This window comes from Pseudothermotoga sp. (assembly GCF_031962025.1).
GTDB lineage: Bacteria > Thermotogota > Thermotogae > Thermotogales > DSM-5069 > Pseudothermotoga_B.
This window is the reverse complement of the sequence record NZ_JAVRKW010000016.1, coordinates 1-22,032: the sequence shown is the minus strand read 5'-3', so window position 1 is coordinate 22,032 and position 22,032 is coordinate 1. Positions and strand designations below refer to the sequence as shown.

Annotated in this window: 22 protein-coding genes and 1 pseudogene; 14 read left to right on the top strand and 9 right to left on the bottom strand. The window is 42.3% G+C overall.

Features of this window, described 5'->3' with window-relative positions; genetic code table 11:
• Positions 1–435: dicarboxylate/amino acid:cation symporter (locus AC4E92_RS09230; protein WP_490240304.1), on the top strand; the 435-nt coding region annotated here is incomplete at its 5' end.
• A 73-nt stretch (positions 436–508) separates the two neighbouring features.
• Here the strand turns inward: AC4E92_RS09230 and AC4E92_RS09225 are convergent.
• Entirely contained in the window at positions 509–2,113 is a 1,605-nt protein-coding gene (locus AC4E92_RS09225) for a hypothetical protein (RefSeq protein WP_490240303.1), read from the bottom strand.
• Positions 2,114–2,340: 227 nt separating this feature from the next.
• Here AC4E92_RS09225 and ffh point away from each other — a divergent pair, with 227 nt between their 5' ends.
• Genes ffh through upp form a run of 9 tightly spaced genes read left to right on the top strand, consistent with a single transcriptional unit; the run spans position 2,341 to position 7,861 of the window.
• Positions 2,341–3,642, top strand: coding sequence for a signal recognition particle protein (gene ffh / locus AC4E92_RS09220; protein WP_490240302.1), 1,302 nt, complete (start codon positions 2,341–2,343; stop codon positions 3,640–3,642).
• 14 nt (positions 3,643–3,656) lie between these two features.
• Positions 3,657–3,953 carry a 30S ribosomal protein S16 gene (rpsP, locus tag AC4E92_RS09215; protein WP_490240301.1) on the top strand — a complete coding sequence of 99 codons (297 nt, stop codon included), beginning with the start codon at positions 3,657–3,659 and terminating at the stop codon, positions 3,951–3,953.
• Positions 3,937–4,161 carry a KH domain-containing protein gene (locus AC4E92_RS09210; protein WP_490240300.1) on the top strand — a complete coding sequence of 75 codons (225 nt, stop codon included), beginning with the start codon at positions 3,937–3,939 and terminating at the stop codon, positions 4,159–4,161. Before rpsP ends, AC4E92_RS09210 begins: the two co-directional genes overlap by 17 nt.
• Complete coding sequence (rimM, locus tag AC4E92_RS09205; protein WP_490240299.1) at positions 4,158–4,664, top strand: ribosome maturation factor RimM; 507 nt, start codon at positions 4,158–4,160, stop codon at positions 4,662–4,664. Before AC4E92_RS09210 ends, rimM begins: the two co-directional genes overlap by 4 nt.
• Positions 4,664–5,404: a tRNA (guanosine(37)-N1)-methyltransferase TrmD gene (trmD, locus tag AC4E92_RS09200; RefSeq protein WP_490240298.1), complete on the top strand. Its 741-nt coding sequence runs from the start codon at positions 4,664–4,666 to the stop codon at positions 5,402–5,404. Before rimM ends, trmD begins: the two co-directional genes overlap by 1 nt.
• Positions 5,394–5,969, top strand: coding sequence for an RNA methyltransferase (locus tag AC4E92_RS09195; protein WP_490240297.1), 576 nt, complete (start codon positions 5,394–5,396; stop codon positions 5,967–5,969). The genes trmD and AC4E92_RS09195 overlap by 11 nt, the downstream gene beginning before the upstream one ends.
• Entirely contained in the window at positions 5,966–6,331 is a 366-nt protein-coding gene (gene rplS, locus AC4E92_RS09190) for a 50S ribosomal protein L19 (RefSeq protein WP_490240296.1), read from the top strand. The genes AC4E92_RS09195 and rplS overlap by 4 nt, the downstream gene beginning before the upstream one ends.
• A gap of 1 nt (position 6,332) precedes the next feature.
• A complete protein-coding gene (gene lepB, locus AC4E92_RS09185) occupies positions 6,333–7,190 on the top strand; it encodes a signal peptidase I (RefSeq protein ID WP_490240295.1) in 858 nt (285 codons plus the stop codon).
• A gap of 41 nt (positions 7,191–7,231) precedes the next feature.
• Positions 7,232–7,861: a uracil phosphoribosyltransferase gene (gene upp, locus AC4E92_RS09180; RefSeq protein WP_490240294.1), complete on the top strand. Its 630-nt coding sequence runs from the start codon at positions 7,232–7,234 to the stop codon at positions 7,859–7,861.
• Between the two features lie 31 nt (positions 7,862–7,892).
• On the opposite strand, the gene AC4E92_RS09175 is transcribed toward upp, so the two are convergent.
• Positions 7,893–8,201, bottom strand: a complete 309-nt coding sequence (locus AC4E92_RS09175) for a cupin domain-containing protein (RefSeq protein WP_490240293.1) — start codon at positions 8,199–8,201, stop codon at positions 7,893–7,895.
• 149 nt (positions 8,202–8,350) lie between these two features.
• On the opposite strand from AC4E92_RS09175, the gene AC4E92_RS09170 reads away from it, so the two are divergent.
• Entirely contained in the window at positions 8,351–8,593 is a 243-nt protein-coding gene (locus AC4E92_RS09170) for a hypothetical protein (RefSeq protein ID WP_490240292.1), read from the top strand.
• 78 nt (positions 8,594–8,671) lie between these two features.
• Here the strand turns inward: AC4E92_RS09170 and AC4E92_RS09165 are convergent, their stop codons facing one another.
• The 6 genes from AC4E92_RS09165 to AC4E92_RS09140 all read right to left on the bottom strand — a co-directional run bounded on the left by AC4E92_RS09165 (position 8,672) and on the right by AC4E92_RS09140 (position 16,446).
• A complete protein-coding gene (locus AC4E92_RS09165) occupies positions 8,672–10,501 on the bottom strand; it encodes a hypothetical protein (RefSeq protein WP_490240291.1) in 1,830 nt (609 codons plus the stop codon).
• Between the two features lie 18 nt (positions 10,502–10,519).
• Positions 10,520–12,304 (bottom strand): amylo-alpha-1,6-glucosidase, encoded by a 1,785-nt coding sequence (locus tag AC4E92_RS09160; protein ID WP_490240290.1) that lies wholly within the window; start codon positions 12,302–12,304, stop codon positions 10,520–10,522.
• A 10-nt stretch (positions 12,305–12,314) separates the two neighbouring features.
• The gene (locus AC4E92_RS09155; RefSeq protein ID WP_490240289.1) at positions 12,315–13,133 is read right to left on the bottom strand and encodes a carbohydrate ABC transporter permease; all 819 of its coding nucleotides are present in this window, start codon (positions 13,131–13,133) and stop codon (positions 12,315–12,317) included.
• Positions 13,133–13,996 carry a carbohydrate ABC transporter permease gene (locus AC4E92_RS09150; RefSeq protein ID WP_490240288.1) on the bottom strand — a complete coding sequence of 288 codons (864 nt, stop codon included), beginning with the start codon at positions 13,994–13,996 and terminating at the stop codon, positions 13,133–13,135. The genes AC4E92_RS09155 and AC4E92_RS09150 overlap by 1 nt, the downstream gene beginning before the upstream one ends.
• Positions 13,997–14,063: 67 nt before the next feature.
• Positions 14,064–15,299, bottom strand: coding sequence for an ABC transporter substrate-binding protein (locus tag AC4E92_RS09145; protein ID WP_490240287.1), 1,236 nt, complete (start codon positions 15,297–15,299; stop codon positions 14,064–14,066).
• A gap of 22 nt (positions 15,300–15,321) precedes the next feature.
• The gene (locus AC4E92_RS09140; protein WP_490240286.1) at positions 15,322–16,446 is read right to left on the bottom strand and encodes an ROK family transcriptional regulator; all 1,125 of its coding nucleotides are present in this window, start codon (positions 16,444–16,446) and stop codon (positions 15,322–15,324) included.
• 207 nt (positions 16,447–16,653) lie between these two features.
• Between AC4E92_RS09140 and AC4E92_RS09135 the strand changes: the two are divergent.
• Positions 16,654–16,857: pseudogene (locus AC4E92_RS09135) on the top strand (uracil phosphoribosyltransferase); the annotation flags it as partial.
• Positions 16,858–16,888: 31 nt separating this feature from the next.
• Here the strand turns inward: AC4E92_RS09135 and AC4E92_RS09130 are convergent.
• Positions 16,889–17,197, bottom strand: coding sequence for a cupin domain-containing protein (locus AC4E92_RS09130; RefSeq protein WP_490240285.1), 309 nt, complete (start codon positions 17,195–17,197; stop codon positions 16,889–16,891).
• A 115-nt stretch (positions 17,198–17,312) separates the two neighbouring features.
• Between AC4E92_RS09130 and AC4E92_RS09125 the strand changes: the two genes are divergently transcribed.
• Together AC4E92_RS09125 and AC4E92_RS09120 are read left to right on the top strand one after the other, a co-directional pair.
• The gene (locus AC4E92_RS09125; RefSeq protein ID WP_490240284.1) at positions 17,313–19,211 is read left to right on the top strand and encodes an outer membrane protein assembly factor BamB family protein; all 1,899 of its coding nucleotides are present in this window, start codon (positions 17,313–17,315) and stop codon (positions 19,209–19,211) included.
• Positions 19,212–19,225: 14 nt separating this feature from the next.
• Positions 19,226–21,898, top strand: a complete 2,673-nt coding sequence (locus AC4E92_RS09120; RefSeq protein ID WP_490240283.1) for a clostripain-related cysteine peptidase — start codon at positions 19,226–19,228, stop codon at positions 21,896–21,898.
• Positions 21,899–22,032: the final 134 nt, after the last annotated feature.

Sequence of the window (22,032 nt, the reverse complement as noted above, 5' to 3'; positions counted from 1 at the left end):
GTCACCATGAGGGTTGCACAGGAAGAAATGGGTCTGCCCGTGGGGATATACTCCTTCACGCTTCCGCTCGGTGCCACCATCAACATGGATGGGACCGCAATTTACCAGGGAGTCTGTGCACTGTTTGTTGCAAATGCCATAGGACTGCACCTGGGCATATCTCAGCAGATTCTGGTTATTTTAACTGCCGTTCTGGCATCGATAGGAACAGCCGGAGTGCCCGGAGCTGGTGCCATAATGCTTTTAATGGTCCTGGACTCCATAGGAATAAAATTGACAGAAGGTAGTCCCGCAGCCATGGCTTATGCCATGATACTGGGTATAGATGCCATTCTTGATATGGGTAGAACCATGGTCAACGTCACAGGAGACCTTGTTGGAACAATAATAGTGAGCAAGTCTGAAAAAGAACTCGACGAATCAAAGTGGAAATAAAGTAAAAAACAGCATCAAAAAATCAGGGCTCTCTTTTTCAAGAGAGCCCTTTTTGTTTCAAATCAAAGCCAGATTAAAATGTTTTTGTACCACTTGCAAATGTGCGATTCCAGTCGAAAAACTGATAACTGAAAGAAGGTATGTCACCACAGAGGTCTTTCAACCAGCCTGCCATCGCCACACCGCCTTCGGCTTTTATACCACCCGTCACGCTGTAACCAACCTGGTTGGCACTGCCGAGAGATGCATTTGCCTCGCCTCTTATCCATGGTGTTAATGTCACATACGGACCGGCTACGTAATAAACATAGGCAGTCAGGGTGAAAGGCAACCTTCCTTCTGCGTTCGCATTGGCTTTCGCACTTGCTGTGAAGTTAACACCAGAATAGTTGCAGCTGTAGGAAGGGGATGCACTCCATCCATTCTGGTATTTCATGGTTAGTGAAGTGCTCACACCCAGAGTTGCCGATGTGGTGAAGCCTATGGAAGCACTCACCGACGCTTCTGCCTCGGCGTCGAGTTTTGCCTCAAGATAAAGTATCACAGGTACGCATGAAACATAAAAAGTGACCGTTTTGCCTTTTGAAAACAAATTCTTTGACCATTCTTTTGATATCGAGCCAGAAGACTGAACACTGATAGATGGTGTCAGAGAAGGTGAAAAGGTGAGTGTGGTTTCAAATTTTTTGAACCTATAACTCCAGCTGAACCAGCCGGTCCTGACCCATTCATGTTCCCACAGCAAAGATGCTGTGAAAGTCAGAGTGACGGTGATCTGTGGAGTGACGCTTATGGTGCCATAGGTGAAAGTGTAGGAAAATAATTCACCTGATGAAACTGTGAAAGACCACGAACCAGAGAAGTCGTTTTTGATCTTATGATCGATCGGTTGGGACAGTTTTTCTGGCATCTTGTCGTTGGTGAAGATCAGCAGAAATGCCGTGTAATCTCTCAGACTGTTCAGGGTTTCTGTGCTTTTTTCCTTATCAAGTAAGTTTTTTGGAGCAGATGCGCTGGTTTTTATTTTTTCTTCTATCACGATACCTTCCTGTGTTTTGTGCAACTGCGCACTGTAGGTTGTCCCACCGCCCAAATCGACAAACCAGTTTTCATCAAAATTTTTCGCATAAACTGGTTTGAAGCCTTCGATTTCCGAACCTTCGGGCAGTACTATCGTGGTCTTTCTACTTGTGATGAGGTAGTTTTTCTCGGATTTAAGAAATAATGATTCGAAAATTTTTCCGTCGATTTGTTCTTCGAAATACTTTGATAGTAGTTTTTCATTGGAAAAATTCTTGCGGGAAAGAATTAGCGTCTTTCCATCTCTTTTCACAATGCCGGGAATTTTCATTATTACGGTTAGAGTAAAGCCATTTGAGTTTTCTTCAAATTTGACGTTTCCTGGATCAAAAGAAGGTGTCGTTCCATAGAGAAAGTAATACTCTTTGGATATTTCGTCAAGGTAATTGGTAAACACATCGGAGGATTTTTTCAGATTCTCAAAATACGTGATGTAGACCTTTGAAAAATCTGAAGAAGGTATGTACTCGGTTCTCACTATCTCTGCCGATCCATCTTTGAGTATGGTGATTTTTTCTTCTATGTTTCTTGAAAACTGGGCGGCAAAGATTGCGAGAGATACCATCAGAACCAGAAAAATAAAAATTTTCCTGTACACCTTTATCCCCCCTTGTTGACTTGTATTATACACTTTATTTTTAAAAAATACACCTTGCAAAAAATGATTTGCGGATCATTTTTGATTTTGTATTACATATATATGTGGTTTTAGATAACACACCTATTTATCGAAATTTGATTGTAATATAAAAGTGGGCAAGTTGTTGCTGGCTTGATATTGATTTTTCTTTTGTTCTGATTTACCATTCAAAAGAGGTGTTCGGTGTGTTTGAAAATCTTCAGGAGAAACTGTCAAAGATCTTCAAGTCTTTGACCGGACAGGGAAGAATTACAGAAAAAAACATAAATGAAGCGGTGAGACAGGTTAAACTGTCTCTGCTCGAAGCTGATGTGAATTTCAAGGTTGTGAAAGAATTCATAGACTCGGTTAAGCAAAAGGCAATCGGAGAAGAGGTTTTAAAGAGTTTCACTCCAGACCAGCAGTTCATCAAAATAGTCCGCGATGAATTGATAAATCTCATGGGCAGGTCTTCGGCACCGCTGAATCTGAAACATCATCCTTCGCTGATCATGCTCGTTGGCCTTCAGGGAAGCGGGAAAACTACAACTGCCGCGAAGCTTGCCTTTCATCTGAAAAGAACCGGGCGAAATGTTCTGCTCGTAGCTGCAGATGTTTACAGACCGGCGGCGATAGATCAACTGGAAAAACTCGGAAAATCGATTCAAATAGATGTTTTTGTTGGTGACAGGAAAGATCCTGTGAAGATAGTGAAAGAAGCTCTACAGAACGCAAAAAATTCACAATACAGCGCGGTCATTCTTGATACTGCTGGCAGACTCCACATAGATGAGCAGATGATGAATGAACTGGAACAGATCAAGCAGATATCCAATCCCGATGAGATTTTGATGGTAGTCGATGCGATGGTTGGACAGGATGCGGTCAATTCAGCCGCGGAATTTGACAAAAGGCTTGATCTGACCGGTTTTATTGTTACAAAGATGGACGGTGATGCCCGCGGTGGTGTGATTCTTTCAATAAGCCACGTTACGGGAAAGCCTGTGAAGTTCATTGGTGTTGGAGAAAAAATAGATGCGTTTGAACCATTTTATCCTGACAGGATCGCGGCAAGGATACTTGGCATGGGAGATGTGCTCACGCTTATTGAAAAGGCAGAAAAAGAACTGGACAGAGAAAAGATGGAAACCATAGGCAAAAAGATGCTTCAGGCTGAATTTACACTTGAAGATTTTCAGGAACAGCTCAGAGAGATGAAAAAACTCGGACCTCTTTCTTCACTCATAGAGATGTTACCCGGTGCACCAAAAGTTGATCTGCAGGCAAGCGAACAGCAGCTCAAGCGCATCGAGGCGATTATAAATTCCATGACACCAGAAGAAAGAAGAAACCCAAGAATTCTCAATGCCAGCAGGAAAAAGAGAATTGCGGATGGAAGTGGCACGACTGTGCAGGATGTGAACAAATTGCTCAAATCTTATGAAGAGATGAAAGAGCTCATGAAAAGAATGAAACACGGGAAGCTGAAACTTCCCTTTAAAATATGACAGGAGGTGTAAAGGTGGTAAGGATAAGACTCACACGAATGGGAAAAAGACACATGCCTTTTTACAGGATCGTGGTAGTTGATTCAAGAAAAAAGCGCGACGGTGCTTATATTGAATCGATCGGTTATTACAACCCACTCAGAGAACCAGTTCAAATCGATGTGAATGTCGAAAAAGCCGTTGAGTGGATCTTGAAAGGCGCACAGCCGAGCGAGACAGTTTCCAACATCCTGAGCAAAGCAGGAGTTCTTGCAAAGGTTCACCAGATCAAATACGGCAAAAAGGAGAAAAGTGATGAAGGAGTTAGTTGAGTACATTCTCAAAGGCATTGTGAAACACCCTGAGGATGTTGTGGTAGTTGAGTTCAACGAAAATGACAGCAAAGTGATCGAGATTGTCGTGAACGAAGAAGATGTCGGACAGGTCATTGGAAAAGACGGAAGAACGATCAAATCTTTGAAAGTCTTGCTTACAGCACTGCTGGACAACGAAAATTTCACCTTAAGGGTGATAAGGTGAAAGGTTACGTTACTGTCGGAAAGATCACAAAAACCCATGGACTGTTCGGGAGTGTCAAGGTTCAGCCAACGACGAATGTGCTTGAGGTCTTTGATAATTTCAAAGAGATCTTCATACACGACGAAGCCCGCGATGAAATTTACAAAGTTCAGGTAGAAGAGATCAAAAAAGCTGGCAAAGCATTCTTGGTGAAGTTTTTCGGCGTTGATAATGAAGAAAAGGCAAAAAAGATCGTTGGAATGGATGTAGTCATGAGAGTCGAAGATCTGCCAGAGCTCAAATCACCTGATGAATACTATTACTATGAAATTCTCGGTGTGGATGTGCTGGATCAAGAAGGTAATTTTCTTGGAAAGGTCTGCGATATCATTTCAACAGGTTCAAATGAAGTTTTGATCGTGAAAAACAAAGATGAAGAGATCTTATTACCAATGGTACGTGATTATATACTGGAAGTTCACAGACAAAAACGGCTGGTCGTGAAAATTCCGGAGTGGATTTGATGAGAATCATAATAGCAACGATCTTTCCAGAACTGGTCGGTGTAATCAGAGAATACGGTGTAATAGGGCAGGCTGTGAAAAATGAGATACTGCAAATAGAAGTTCTCAATTTCAGAGATTTTACAAACGACAAACACAGAGTTGTGGACGATTATCCCTACGGTGGAGGACCAGGGATGGTCATGAAGCCCGAACCGTTTTTCAACATCCATAAATACTGCACCGAGAAATACGGCAGACCTTTCACAGTTCTCACTTCACCACAGGGAGTCAGATTCGACAACAAGCTGGCAGAAGAACTGTCGCAGAAAGAAAATCTTTTGATCTTTTGCGGCAGATACGAAGGTGTTGATGAAAGAGTTGTGAAAGTCGTCGATGCTGAGATATCCATAGGAGACTATGTTCTGAGCGGTGGTGAACTTGCCGCAATGGTCATCTGCGATGCTGTTAGCAGGTTCGTGCCGGGTGTGGTTGAAAGGGAATCTGTCAGAAAGGATTCCTTTTACAATGAACTGCTTGATTATCCACACTATACACGACCGGCAGAGTTTGCTGGTATTAAAGTTCCAGAAATTCTTTTAAGCGGTGATCATGAAAAGATAGAGTTGTACAGAACTGCCGAAAGCTTGAAGAGAACTGCACTGCGCAGACCGGATCTTTTTGTTAAAAGGGATTTTTCCGAGCAGGAAAAGAAAGCCCTGATCTGGCTCTTGAGGGAGCTGATAGGTAATGTTAAGTGACGTTCGAGTTGCACTTGTACATTATCCCGTACTGGGAAAAGATGGTAAAATCGTTTCAAGTGCTGTTACAAACCTTGATGTGCACGACATAGCGAGGACTGCCAGAACATACAATTTGAAGAAGTACTACATAGTGACAAACCTTCGTGCACAGCAGGAAGTCGTTAAAACAGTGCTGAGATACTGGGTCGATAGTTACGGCAGGGAAAGGAACTTCAGCAGAACGCAGGCGCTTGAACTTGTTGAGATAAAATCATACCTTGAAGACGTGATTGAATCAATAAAAAAAGAAACCGGTATGGAGCCTTTGAAATTTTTCACGTCTGCCAGGAAAAGGCAGAATTCTTTGAGTTATGAACAGGCAAAGGAGTTGATCAGGACCACCGAAAAACCTGTTTTGATATTGTTCGGTACCAGCTGGGGTCTGGCAAGTGAGATACTGCAGATCTGCGATTACGCCCTTGAGCCGATCAGAGCTGGTTCTGATTACAATCATTTATCAGTTAGAGCGGCTGCTGCCATAATCATCGACAGGCTTATAGGAGAAAAGGAGGGACAGTCATGAGCATGGACAATCTTGTCAGGATAATTGAAAAAGATCAGTACAGACAGCTCCCAGAATTTAGACCAGGAGATACAGTGAAAGTCCACGTAAAGGTTGTTGAAGGAGGCAAGGAAAGAATACAGGTCTTTGAAGGAATAGTTATAAGTATAAGAGGATCTGGTCTTGGCAAGACCTTCACCGTTAGAAAGATTGCAAGCGGTGGTATTGGAGTGGAAAGGACTTTTCCATATCACGCACCGGTTGTTGAAAAGGTCGAAGTAGTCAGAAAAGCTGTATCGAAACGTGCAAAACTGTATTACATAAGAGATGTCAAAGGTAAGCTGAAACTCAAGGAACGCAAGGAAAAGGAGACAAAGGAATAAAATGCCTCCAAAAAGAAGCCTGAAAAAAGAGGCAATAGAGTGGGGTAAAGCCCTGCTCTATGCTATTGTTGCAGCCACCATAATAAGGCTGTTTGTTTTTGAAACAATGCTTGTTCCTACCGGTTCGATGATACCCACCATAAACATAAACGACAGACTGTTCATAGAAAAAATAACTTATACAGCAAGAGAGCCAGAAATCGGTGATATAGTCGTTTTCTGGTCTCCTTTCATAGATGAACGCGCTCAAACCATGCTTCGATTGTTCGACAAATTCATGGACCTCTTTGCCCCTGCTCGATTCAAAGGACATGTCAAATATGTGAAAAGACTTGTTGCAAAGGGCGGCGATGTGGTGCAGATAAAACAAGCCGATGATGGAAATTACCACCTTTTTGTCAACGGCAAAATCCCTGAGGGTTTTGAAAAAAGAGTGTACTCACCTGAGGGAATCTTTGAATATCCTCAGCTTATAAATCTTTTCATAGAGGCAAGTCGACTGAGGGATAAACCAAATGAATACAAACTTTATCTGCAAAACCTGGCTCGGCAGAATTCTTATCTGGCAAATCTGGTCTTTTCTGTGGTGGGTGGTATGTACCCAGTTCCCCTGGGTGTGCCGTTTGACAAAACTTACGATGAGATCTACAAAGGCATCGATTTGTCCAAATACATACGCAAGACAAACGATGGTGTGGAAGTGGAAATACCTGAGGGTTTTTATTTTTTCATGGGTGATAATACAAAAGACAGCTTTGACAGCAGATATTTTGGGTTTGTACCAAAAGATCATTTGATAGGAAGGCCCATATTAAGAATATGGCCATTGAAAGAATTTGGACCAGTACAGGGGAGATAATTCAACTCCCCTTTTATTTTAATTTTTCGGGAGGTATCGGTGTGAAAAATCTTCATGTTGTTGATCATCCTCTAATCAAACACAAACTGACCATAATGAGAAACAAAGCCACCGGACCAAAGGAATTCCGCGAACTTTTGAGAGAGATAACCTTCCTTCTTGCCTATGAAGCAACGAGAAACATTGAAACCACGCAATACCAGATCGAAACCCCGCTTGAAAAAACCACAGGGTATGCTATCGAGGACAAAAAGGTTGTGGTTGTACCCATACTCCGTGCTGGACTTGGGATGGTTGACAGCATTCTGGAGCTGCTACCAAATGCTTCTGTTGGTCACATTGGCGTTTACAGAGACCCTCAGACTTTAAGACCTGTTGAGTACTACTGCAAACTCCCGGATGTGAGTGGATCAACTGCGGTTTTTGTACTTGATCCGATGCTTGCGACAGGTTTTTCAGGCATCCATGCGGTGAAGATATTAAAGCAGAGAGGTGCGAAAAACATCATTTTCGTATCGCTCATAGCCGCTCCAGAAGGCGTTAAGCAATTTGAAATTCACTGTCCTGATGTACCGATCTACACTGCGAGTCTGGACAGGCAGTTGAACGAACACGGTTACATCCTGCCGGGACTTGGCGATGCTGGAGACAGGTTATACAAAACCAAATAAGAGCGGTTAGACCGCTCTTATCGATTGTGACTCATGAAGGATATTTGAACAGCTGTATTCTTAAAATACTTTCACCGGTATTTTCAATTTCGTGCATTACATTTTTTGGAAATTCCACAAGCTGGTCTTTTGATACAAATATTGTTTTATCACCCACTGTGACCTTTGCTGTCCCTTCAAGAACATACATCAATGCATCTGTACCCGAGGCGTGTTTTTCAAGAATTTTACCTGGTTGTATGCAAATATGTGCCACAGTGACGTGTTTTTCGTACATCTTTCTTGCATCAACTGCACTGTTTTTTATAACCACTTTCGCGTTATTTACATCGTAGATCACCTATACAATTCCTGATGATAGTACCACGAAAAATATGAATCTTGAAAATAATTTGCAAACACACTCTCACAGTGACGACCGTACCGGACACAGGACTGATTGTAAAAATAGACAACACAGAGTACACATCACCAAAGAGTTTGCAACTAATGCCTGGGAATCATACTATAAAAGTTACATCTCCACAAGAAACAGACAAGAGCGTACATGTATCTGGAAATGATACAAAGTACACTTTTGAAAAATGGAATGATAACAACACCGAAAATCCACGGCAGGTGAATGTGACAAATGATGCGACATACACAGCACAGATGAAAGTTCAATACAAACTTGAATTTGAAGTGAATAAAAACATAACAAACGAGGGGAAAGCCTTCCCCTCTATTTGAAACATCCTTCTATATAGGTAAAAGGTTTTCTTAATCGCATTTGACAAGGCATACAAAGTTTGCAGTGAGATTGTGACCTCACATTTCAACAATGTAGATTCTGTGGACAAATGTTTTTTCGTGATCATAATTTTTAATCTGTTTAATGTACCAATTTTTTGGAAGAATCAGATCGACTTTCACTTCTTTTTCTTCCAGATTTACCACATGTATTTTCAAAGTGTTCTGGTATTGGAAACTGCTCACAATGGTAAACCCATTTGCCTGAACAGACCATGGCTGGTAATTTCTGACTGAATCAATCAATTCTTCTCCGTCGAATGGATGTTCGAAGTTGTAGCAGTGGTTCAAATAGTTGAAGAACAAAAAGTTCGCACTCTCCATCCTCTTTCTCCAGACCGGGTCGTTGAAGTAGGTCCAGAAGTTCAGCAGTGACAGTGTCTGTTCGAGTTTGAGTAGTTCTTCCGGTTTAACCTTTGATGCATACTTTTCGTATTCGCCCTTCCACAGGATTTCTCCATCGCCGAAAGGTGAACGGCCGAGGAAAATCTTTTTACCTTCGAATCGCGAGATCATTTTTATCTCGCTTTCTTCGAAAATAGGTGGCACGAGCAGGACTTCGACATCTTTGAAATCGTTCCAGACCACTTTGTAATCTATGCCGTTTTTGATGAGCTCGTGCTGGGCAGCGAAAAAAGGAAGGTACGTTCTATCCCAGTGGAAGGTCAGAGAATCGTAAGGATGGAAGATTGCAATCTTTGTTGCTCTCTTTCCATAGCAGTCCTTCCAGACGCCATTTTCGCCTTTGAACCACTCGTGGTAGCGGGCGATTTCTCTTTGCACGTATTCGAACTCGTCAGCCGTCAAAAGCGTCCAGCGACCGTTATGGAAGTACTCAGTACCCTTGAGCACCAGAACCGAGTCGTTCGCGTAGGCTTCCGCCATCGCTTGGAGGTAGGTCCTTGCCGAGTAGACGCCGTCGGCACCTATGCCGAACATGTATGGTATGGACGTGACGGGTTTTCCTGAACTGTGTGCGTGAGCGATTCTGTAGGTCATGGTGTTGAAGATTTGAACATTGTTGAACCTTCTGGGAAGCTGGTGGTTCTCGATCATCACCACGTCCTGAACTCTGAAAGCTTCCCTCAGATCTATCCCTGTCATGATAGATAACCTGCTTATTCCGGCTTCGAACGAGTTCGAGGAGATCAACAGGTTCGGATTCATCGATTTTGCCAGCTTCGAAAGACTCTCCACGGTGTCCCAGAGGATCTTTTTTCTCCAGATCAGATACATTCTCGATTCTTCATTCTCTGAGAGGTATTCGGGTATTCTTTTCACATCGACGTTTATTGATTGTGCGAATTCTTTGAAAGATTTCTGACATCTGTCGCAGTGACACGGCCTGAAGCCGAACCATGAGCCGAACATGTTGTCGAAAAAGACCCCGTCCGCACCGCTCTCCACTATTCCTCTGACAATCTCAGCAAGGTGAGATTTCCATTCCTCGTCGGTCGGACAAACGAGGTACCTTCCAGAGTAGTAGTTGATCTTATTTCCGAATTGATCCATGGCATACCATCTCTTTGTCACGTACGAGCCATCGAAGACCGCGTTGGAGAACTGAACGTACCCGAAGACTTTCAGACCAGCCTCATGATACTCACGAACAGTTCTTTTGAAGTACTCGTGGTCTTCTCGCTCGATCTCCGGTGGGAAACCCCAGTTGTACGTGCAGTACGCCCAGTTGTAACCCATTTGTCTGAGCTTCTCTGCGCCCTCTTTCAACCCACCCTCCATGTGGGTTCCTTCATCGATCGGTGTGTTGGGAAATTTCACCCTGTTTATCCTGATAGTTCCAGGTCCTGCCCACATGTAGACAGGAAAATGGTTCCACTTTTCTACCATCACTTCTACCTCCTTTTTTTATTGCCAGATCTGCTTCACCACGACTGCGGCATAACTACTCCATGCTTGCTGAAGCGAACCTCTCCCGTAAGGAGGCGAGTAATACTCCACCGGATTCACCCAGCCTTTCTCCAGAGAGTATCTCCACCAGCTCAGAAGCGGATAAGTAGGATCCAAGCCGAATCTGTGTTTTGCTTCAGCGTATGCACAGCTCAAATATGGCCAGCAGCTACCGTTGTGGTATCTGTACGGGAAAGCACTCTTGCCAAAGAGGTGTGTTCTTTTTTTATAGTGTGGCCAGACGCTCATGACACCCCAGTCGCCATAAGGTTGAAGGCGGTTGTTCTGTGTCTCGAGCAGTTGCTGCATATTTTTCAGGGTTGAAACCACGTTTTTTTCATCAGCCACATCGAAGAGAATAGCGACGATCGTGTCGATGTTCAGATGATCTTCCACATAAGTTCCCACAAAATCCACAAAATAACCTTTTTTCTTATCGAACAAAAGTTCGTTCAGTTTCTTTTTAGACAGCAGGTATCTTTCTTCAAACAATTCTGATTCTTTTCTTTTTACCATTTTGAACAGCTTCGAAGCCTCCCTAAGCGCTGCCGTGTGCAGTGCGGCGTCGTATGTGACGAAGCCGTTTCTGAACACGTTGTCCGTCCAGTCCTTGCAATCGAAGGGTTTTCTGTAAAGTCCATTCTGAACAAACTTATCGGCGTTGCGCAGCACCTTTGCGGCTTTTCCCAAAACCGTGTCACCGTTCACCTTCTGGTTCAGTATGGAAAGATCGCCAGTGCTTTGAAGGTATTTCGAAAGCAAGAGAACATAAAGAAAACCCGAATCGTGATGATCGCTCCACCAGTCGTTTTCGTACCTGGTGTTTTCCCTTATTTTCTGATCCTTTTGTACAAGTTCTCTTAAAAGTACTTTTTCTTCGTCGTTCAAAAACATCACAGCGCTTGGACAGCCATCATCGTGCACCGACTCGGACAGAACAAGGATCTGTTCTCTCACGAGTCTCGGCTCAACATCCAGAAGTGAAAGACAGGTCCAGAAAGAGTCTCTGAAATAAGTTCTTGGGGGGAAAGAGTAGTTCACACCCGCGGCTAAAGCATACCTTAAGCCAAGATCTTTCCAGCTGCTCATGGCTGTATGAAGTGCAAACACAGCAAGACTTCTGATAAGATCGTCCTGGACCTTTGAAAATGATTTTTTCAAAAATTCGTTGTAGACGAAATTTTCTTTTTCTTCGTCCACAAGCTCGTACCGAGTTGAGAATCTGATCTTTATGTTCTTCTGTTCATCACATGAAATTTTCAATTGAAAATTTCTATCATTCTCCATCTGAAACTCTGCTATTTTCCCTGAAAGTACTTCAATTGATATGAGGTTGGAAAAATCTATTTTGGAATCCTGGGTGGTTATTTCCATGGGCTGAGCAAAATTGAAAATACCAGAGAACGGGACTTTGAACTGTTTTTCCAGCGGTACTCTAAAGTGCATGATAAGTCGTTCGATACCATTCATATGCCAGAGGATGGAACGAATGTGAGCAGATGTCAAAAATCTCCAGCAGATTTGTTTTGAAGTAAATTCACACCCGTCTGGCCAGAAATGGGCTTTCTCCGGTTCTGGAAGATTTGTGCTCAGAAAGCTCAGAAGAAAGCCACTTTTGGACGAAAGAAGTTTGTATGGTTGCCCGTTCTTTAATTGGAGAGTTAACTCAAGATTTGACAAAACATACATATCTGGCAATTTGTACTCGTAAGCTATATGTTCTTTTATAAAGTTGTAATACATACTTTTCCCCTCACTTGATTGCACCTGTGGTGATACCCTTGACAAAGTATTTTTGCAGAGCTATGAAGACTATCAAAACCGGAATCATTGAAAGCACCGTCATAGCAAGTAAAGGTCCCCACTGGACTATGTGTTCACCGGCGTACATTCCAAGCGCAAGCTGCAATGTATAAAGCTTTGGTGTTCCAATGACTATAAGCGGCCAGAGAAAATCGTTCCACCGCCAAGTGAAAGAAAGCACTGCCAGAGCAGCAACGAGTGGTTGAGCGAGTGGAAGAACTATTCTCCAGAATATAGTGAACTCGCTTGCTCCATCGATCCTGGCACTCTCAATTACCGAGTCAGGTATGGCAGATAGAATGTATTTCTGTGCCAGAAAGATACCCGTGGGAGTTGCCGCGGGTGGGATTACAAGCCCCCAGAAGGTGTTTATCATGCCGAGTCTGGACAGAACCAAATATATAGGGACCATTATGACCTGGAGCGGAATCATGAGCATCGAGAGTATGAAAGTCGAGATCGCGTTTTTGAGCCTGAACTGGTATTTTGCCAGCGCGTACCCTCCCATGACACTTATGACAACTGTTATAGCAGTTGCCGATAAGGAGACAAGAAAAGAGTTTCTGAAAAACAGCACAAACTGTGTTGTTTTCAAGGCTTTTTCAAAATTGATCAGCGTGAGTTTTGATATCAAACGTGGAGGCCAGGAAAAAAGGTCTGCCTCATCTTTGAAACTCGAAAACACTGTCCAGAGGATTGGTGAAACATAGATGATCGATAGAATGTAGACCCCCAGATTCAAAAGCAGCATACCGATTTTTTTCTTCATTATTGTTCTTCCTCCAAAATTTTGAACTGCATTAAAGACAGGACTATTAAAACTGTGAACAGAATCACCGACATGGCTGATGCCATTCCCAGTTTACGTTCAAGAAAAGCAGTGTAGTAGATCTTTTGCGCCAGGACTGTTGTGGCGGTTCCGGGTCCACCCGCGGTGAAGACGTATATGATCTCAAAGCTCCTCATCACCATAATCGTACTGAGCACAATGACCAGAACTGCCGTGGGTTTCAGCAGTGGGAATATTATCTTCCAGAACCTCACCCAGCGGTTTGCACCATCCAAGGCTGCCGCCTCGTATATCTCCGTGGGAATGGCAGTCAGTGCAGAGTTGAACATGACCATGAAATAACCTGCTACGTTCCAAACCGTTACGAGCACAACATTGAAAAAAGCCAGCTTTCGATCGAGCAACCAAGGAACAGGATTTGCTCCGATTTTCGCGAGCAACACGTTGATGAGTCCGGCGTCGTAGTCCAAGAACCATTTCCACGAGATGCCTATGATGGACGGCGAGAGCAACCATGGCCAGTAAAACAGAGCCCTGAGAAAAGCTTTACCTTTGATCAGGTCAGAACTGGTGATCACAGCCAACAGCAGAGAAAGAAAAAAAGCGATTGGTACCACAAATGCCGAGTAAATTATAGTTCTCAGCAATACTTTTCCAAAGTCACTTTCAATAGAAAACATTTGATAGAAATTTGACAGACCAACGAATTTGCCAGAGAATCTCAGCATATCATAATCTGTAAACGCGAAATAAAAGCTACTCAGAGCTGGAATCATTACAAACACAGTAAAAATCAAAAGATTTGGAAGCAAAAACAACCAGGCGTAATACTGTCTTTTCAAGTTACTCTACTCCTTTTGAAAATCCAGACGGTCTGTGTGACCGTCTGGACTAAGCTTTTCCCTCAAATCATTTACCTGCGGCCTTTCTTAATATGTTGGCAAGTTCCTTGAGAGCTTGTTCCGGTGTTTTTTCGTGCGCTATTGCCGCCTTTATGTAATCGTTTATTACCGTTCTGTTTGCTTGAACGATACCTGCGGTGTCGGGATCGTACCAGTCTGGAACCATACTGCCGCGGCTTGATTCAGCAAGATCTTTCATGACAATGGCGTAGACTTCATTGATCAAAGGATCTTCTATCTTGACTTTGTCAGCCAAGTCTTTTCTGTCAGGTATGAGATAGAGTTCTCTGGCGAACTGTGCGAGATTTTCTTCGTTGGTGAGGAAGAAAGCAAGCTGTGCACCTTTTTCCGTGAAGGGTACTATGTATTTTCCACCGGTCATCACCGCGCGTTCACGTTTGTAAGGCCACATGATGGCACCCCAGTCGAATTTGAGCTGCTCTCTAAGCTGTGCGAGCATCCAGGTACCGGATACATACATGGCTGCAAGGCCGTTCTGGAAATATTTGGCCGGTGCGTCACCCGTGAGCCACACGGCTTTGGGTATCAGATCCTCATCATGCAACTTCACAAAAAAGCTCAATGCTTCTATGGACTCTGGAGAATCAACTATGATGTTTTTACCTTCTCTATCCCAGATGCCTCCACCAAAAACATAGAGTAGGTTCGAAAATCTGTATGGGCTGAAATCGTAAACGAGAGCATACTTTGCAGCACCACTCTGTTTGATCTTCTTCATTGCTGCATACCATTCGTCAATGGTCCATGGTCTGTCCTTTGGAGGTTCTATGCCAGCCTTTTTGAAAATCTCTTTGTTGTAAAAGATCGCATGTGCGTCGGATGTGTATGGGATGCCCACAACCTTACCGTACTTTTCGTAGAGCTTTTTAAAACCGGCTTTGTAGAACGAGACATTCTCAAGCCATTCTTCGAACTTCATTGCCGTGTACTTCTCGACAAATGGTTTCAGATCGATCGCGTAATCCACCCACGGCAGTAGGTCTGTTTCTCTGGCAATGTCTGGAGGAGAACCGGCCTTTGCCATCGCAGCGAGTTTCGGTTTGTACTCAAGATAGTATGGCAGGTTCAATATGACAACTTTTTCACCCGTTTGCTTTGTGAATTTCTCAGTCTGCGATGTGATGATGTCAAAATCTGGACCATCAGTGAACCACATAAGAACTGTGTCTGCAAATAGTGCTGAGGCAATCAGCAGTACTAACAAACCAGCAACCTTCTTCATACAAACACCTCCTCTCGTTGTTTTACATATTCATCACTTTCTGACGAACCATGAAAGCCGCTCCAAGTGCGACATCGAATTTTTCCACCTTTCCTTTCCGAATGTCCAGGTTTTCGTAGAACTGTTCTGGAAGAAGCTTTCTCAGTTCTGGAAGGACCGTCTCCATGATTCGATCAAAATACCTCTGCCCGAGCCGTCCCTTGAAAATGATTGCCTGTGGATCGAATACGAGTAGCATGTTTGCTACTGCGGCAGCAAGATGTTTCAAGCCTTTTTCTAAAAACTCTTCCAGCAGTCCTTGTTTCTGTGTGAAGATCTCTTCGATGTTCGTCTTTGATTTTTTCGAAATCTCATTGAGAAGATGTCCAGAGATTTTTCTGGCAAGGTGACCAAAGTTCATTTTTTGGATGATTTCCTGATCTGAATCTGAAAAGTCCGTAACCATCCATCCTAACTCTCCAGCTTTACCAAAATAACCCGTGTGAATTCTTCCATCAAGCAGTAGAGCTGCACCCAGCCCGCTGTCGAAGAATATGAAAACAGCACTTTCAAGTCCTTTTGCGACTCCTATCCTGTACTCAGTGAAAGCCACTGCTTTAACTCTGTTCATAACAAAAGTTGAGGTGTTGAGCTTCTGTGAAAACATAGATGCAACATCCAGATCCTTGACTTCGAAAGCAGGGGCCGTCCTTACCTTGCCTGTTTTTGGATCAACCATTCCGGCGATTCCTATTCCGACACCGAGCAGTTTATTCAAAGAGATAGAATTTTTCGAAAGTATTTCGTGGATCTTTTTGCAAGAAAATTCCACAATTTCACCAAAATCCGTGCGAACTGATATATTTTCTTCCAGAGAGTCCAGAATGTTTCCCAGAAGGTCTGAAATCACTATCTCAAGAAAATTCTCGTCTATTTCTAGCCCAACACAGTACCAGGAATCTCTCACAAAGCTCAGTTTGACACGCGGCCTGCCGCTTTGGATCATCACAGTTCCGGATTCAACTACCAATTTTTTGTTGATTAGCTCGGACACTACACTACTGACTATAGGTTTACTTATTTTGAGTTTTTGAGCGATTTGCTGTCGTGATATGCCATCATTCTCTGAAATAATTCTCAGAATCTGACTTTCCAATCCAGTAAGCAAGGAAACACCCCACTTAGTTATTATAAGCTAACTAACTGAATTGTAAAACCGAAGTAGCACCAATGTCAAATTTGGTTCCAAGAAGTTTCAAAGTGAAAACAAAAGATCAGAACACTTTTCAACTGTTGTTTCGAATGTGAAGAAATTTTTCCGGAAAAATTATAAGTTTTTCGAGAATAAAATATGTTGTTGCACTAACTTACTATGGCTTTGAAGATATTAAAGCAGAGAGGTGCGAAAAACATCATTTTCGTATCGCTCATAGCCGCTCCAGAAGGCGTTAAGCAATTTGAAATTCACTGTCCTGATGTACCGATCTACACTGCGAGTCTGGACAGGCAGTTGAACGAACACGGTTACATCCTGCCGGGACTTGGCGATGCTGGAGACAGGTTATACAAAACCAAATAAGAGCGGTTAGACCGCTCTTATCGATTGTGACTCATGAAGGATATTTGAACAGCTGTATTCTTAAAATACTTTCACCGGTATTTTCAATTTCGTGCATTACATTTTTTGGAAATTCCACAAGCTGGTCTTTTGATACAAATATTGTTTTATCACCCACTGTGACCTTTGCTGTCCCTTCAAGAACATACATCAATGCATCTGTACCCGAGGCGTGTTTTTCAAGAATTTTACCTGGTTGTATGCAAATATGTGCCACAGTGACGTGTTTTTCGTACATCTTTCTTGCATCAACTGCACTGTTTTTTATAACCACTTTCGCGTTATTTACATCACAGATCACCTGTACACATCCTGATGATGGTAGTACCATGAGAAATATGAATCTTGAAAATAATTTGCGAACACATATTGTATCGTATAATGATCGTATAATATAAAAAAACGGGGGTGAAGACATGAAAAAAAACTTTCTGTGGTTACTGGCAGTAGTGGTTTTACTGTTAATCGTTAATGGCTGTGGTGCACCCGGTCTTACAAATTTAAATCCGACTCTTACAGTCACGACCGTACCGGACACAGGACTGAGTATAAAAATAGACAACACACAATACGCATCACCAAAGAGTTTGCGGCTAACACCTGGCATTCACACTATAGAAGTTACATCTCCACAAGAAGTAGATAAGAGCGAATATGTATCTGGAAATGATACAAAGTACACTTTTGAAAAATGGAATGATAACGACACCGCAAATCCACGGCAGGTGAATGTGACAAATGATGCAACATACACAGCGCAGATGAAGGTTGAGTACAAAGTAGTTTTTGAAGCGACGGCTGGTGGTACGATAACAGCCAACGATGGTTACTACAATTGTGGGAGTCAGATAACGATCACAGCAACTGCAAACAATGGCTATGTTTTTGATCACTGGGAAGTGAATGGAGTTAATTTTGGAAACAGCTATACTTTGCAATTAACAGTGAATGAGCCAAAGCATATAAAAGCCGTGTTTAACAGACCACCAAGCACACCGACCAACGTGTATCCACCCAATGATGCTACAGACATTCCCATAGAAGTGACATTGTCCTGGCAGTGCACTGATCCAGACGGTGATGAATTGTTGTACGACATTTACTTTGGAACAAACAGCAGCAACCTTTCACTTATAGAGCAGAACCACGATTCAACAACTTATCACCTTGATTTCCTGTTAAACAACAATACCACATACTACTGGAAAATAGTGGCTAAGGACACAAAAGGTGCAACAAGTCAGAGTGAAGTGTGGAGTTTCACAACAGCTTCAGCAATGACCATATCTAAAAAATACCAGATAGATATCAACGGTATAACCGGTCCAATCTATTCTTCTCCTGCCATGGGACCTGACGGAAGAATCTACATTGGATCACAGGGCGGATATGCGGTGATTTCACTGCCATATAGTTCTAATTCTATTTCCACTGTTGAAGCTTCTCCTGTCTGGTCTTCTGCTGTGGTCGACTCTCAGAACAACAAGGTGTACCTTGCCGACAACCGTGGTTATTTATATATCTATCCAGACTATCAAGACGGTATTCCAATTTCATACTATTCCATTTACGCTGCACCGGTGATAAAGGATAATTACATCTACGCTGTAGATCTTTCTGGGAATGTTATAAGAGTGGATAGATCGAATTATTCGGTTACGGTGCTTCGTTCGCTCAATGAAGAAGTTCGATCAAGTCCTGTTTTGGTCTACAACATGATTTTTGTGGCAACCTGTGATGGTTACATATACGCCATAGATCCCTCATCAGGTAATATCGTTTGGCAAAAACAATTTCCAGACACCTTCTTTGGCGGTTTTGCCGTGGATGCGAACAGAAACCTTTACATAGCCGGTGAAAAATTGTGGTGCATCGATCCATGGAGTGGAAATACAAAATGGTCTTATGAACTTTCCGGACAGGCTTACGGAAGCCCTGTGATTTCTGAAGATGGGATCATCTACATAGGCGATATGTCTGGAACACTTCATGCTTTAGATTCAAACGGACATTTGATCTGGAATAAATCGGATCTTGGATCGATTCTTTCCACCTGCGTCATAGGCGATAACGGTATCATATATGTTGCTTGTGGAACGCGTATTCTTGCTCTTTCACCAGACGGAGAGATCATGAGCTATGTTGAACTGGAAAACTTTGTGGAAAGTAGTCCATTACTGCATTTTGATAAGCTTTTTGTTGCAGACGAAGCTGGGTATTTTTATGTCATAAATGCTCTGAGTTCTTCCATACAGGATCCGAATAACTCATGGCCCATGTTCCAGAGAAACTGGTATCACACTGCAGCCAGATGAGGGGAGGGATTGAAATGAAAAAAGCGTGGATTTTTATCGCAGTTGCTTTGAGTATTTTGAGCATTTTGACAGGATGCATAAGAAAGCCAATAGATAATGATAATATACAAAAAACCGATGAATTTTATTTTGGCTATAAACCTTTACCAAAAGAGTTTTTAAAGTTCTGGTTTGAAAACATAGAAAAGATCAGATCAGGAGAATTAGATCCAATAAAGTTCTCCTTAGATTCAAAATTGCCAGCTTCTTCCAAACAGATAGCTGACGCTCAAATAATTTTCACAGAGCCATTGACAGCTTCACTGCCATCGTCTTATCTGGCACCACACACTCATCCAAAATATCAGGGAGAAAATGGCACATGCTGGGCGTTTACAACAGTCGGATCTTTAGAAAGTGCTCTTTTAACACAGCTTGGTCCAAGTGAAATTGCTGATAGATATCCTTTTTTGAACCCTTACAATCCAGATCTTTCCGAGCAGTTTGTTGCGTATTACAATCTCTCACAATATGATGAATCTAATCTATATAGAATCACGGCGCAGGAATCAAACAAGGACACAGGTGGTAATCTATTTTTCTCTACGTTCAACATCATCAGGCGCGGCGTACCCGAAGAAGAAGATTTTCCATACATAACAGATGAACAAGGATGGATAAAATGGAATGCAGCCAGTGAAAACTGGAAATACAATCTTGTGAGACCTTACAAGACTGTATGTATTTATGATTTTTACTCTCATAGAGCAGTCTACAATGATTACACAAAGTACATAAACACCATAAAAAGTGCGATCATCGAGTACGGAGCAGTCGCAGCAGCGTTCATGGTTTATGATGATTTTGGCAATTATTGGTCTGGAACAAAAGGAAAAGTTTACGTAAAATCACCGTCTGCATCTTTAAGAGGTGGTCATGCGGTTTTGATCGTCGGCTGGGTTGATAATTATCAAGATCCCGAATCTGGCTATCAAGGACCAATCTGGGTGATCAAAAATTCCTGGGGTACTGATGGTGGTTTCAGCCTTAGAGATTATGGACTTAGCTCAGATACCACAAAAGGATATTTTGCTTTGCCAATGCTCACTGAAGGTGAGTACAACAGTGGTGAACGTGTGGACTGGAAAGTGGAATACAACGAAATGTACGTTCCAGTTGTGAAGTCGAATCAAGGTGGAACAAATCAAGAGAGCAGATACACGATCATAGCTGAAGATCAAACTTATTCGCTTTTTAGGCTCAATTACATCGATGTTCAGGTTGTTGATGAAAACGGATTTCCTGCATCTGGCGTAAAAGTCAAAATGGTTTACTCATATTATCCGAATCCGAATGTATGGAAACCGGTGTACGATGAACTTACCTGGAATGATGTTTTTGTAACTGACGAAAATGGGTGTATCAAGGTTGCGTTTGGAGGGTATATGGGAGATGGTTCCTATCGAATCAAAGCATATCTTTATGATCAGCCAGAGGTCAGTAAAGAATTCACCGTGACCCTCGAGCTTGAAAGTCATCGTTTTCTTGTGTGGATGTGTGCAGATAACGACCTGGAAAGTTATGCTCTAAGAGATCTTGAAGAAATGAAAAACACCAACGAAAATGCCGCTTTGGTTGTGATGTTTGATGGAAAAAACCGAAAAGACAAATTGCTTGTTCTGGACGAATATGGAGAATGGCAGAATGCTTTAGATTTCTGGTCTTTGAACAATCTTGGACCAAATCCGTTTGCAGGCATGACTGATTTTGATTCAGGTGATCCTGAGTTTTTAAAGATGATATTACAAGTAGCTTTTAACGCAAATGGAGATCCTTGGTCTTTGATTTTGTGGGATCATGGTAGTGCGTGGATAGGAGATTATCAAAGCACAAAAGGGCAGAATTATTCACCAAAGGCTATATGTTTTGATGAAACATCTAAAAATTCAATTTCTACAGTTGAACTGAGTGCGGTGCTGAAAGAACTGGCTGATCAGGGACGCAAAGTGAATCTTGTTGGTATGGACGCATGTTTGATGGGCTCGATCGAAGTTCTGTACGAACTCAAAGATGCGGTTGATTATGTTGTAGCTTCCAGTTTTACAGTTCCAGGCGATGGATTTGACTACAATTTTCTAAAACAGATATCTACTTCTGACAGCACTTTGGATGTTGGCAAAAAAATAGTGGATGCTTTCAAAGATTACTACCATAACACTTATTGGAAAGATCTTGGTTTGAGCCTGGCAGTGTATGATATGAGTAAAGTTCAATCTGTGATTTCTGGTATAAATGGTCTTGGAATAACATTGGTAGGAATAATGAATGACACCATAAGAAACACCATTAGCAGTTTCTATCCGTCTTTAATCCAGTACTATTATGATGTTTACAACAATCCTGTTCCACTGCTTGTTGATCTGAACAACTGTGCTCAATTAATGGGATTGAACATAAATGATTCAAATATTCAATATCACGCACAGCAAATTCAAGATGCTCTTGAACAGCTTGTAGTTTACGAATATGCTGAAAAAACAGTTTACGGTGATATCAACAATCCTGTGAGCATCTTCATGCCAAATAGTGCTCAAAAAGTGACTGACTACGCAGACGACTACAATACGCTTTCATTCACCAGAGAGTTTTTCTGGTCTGATTTTCTTGAAGCCTGGTTGCAGACAGGAGACGTTTTGAGAAGTAGATAAAACAAAATCTGGTAGGGTTTACAATTAAGCTGATTTAATCAACGGCAAAAGTGAAAAGATCAATAAATAAGGTGAGCCATTGTGGCTCACCTTTGTTTATAATCCAAGTTTTACTATCCAAAAATCAGACTGAC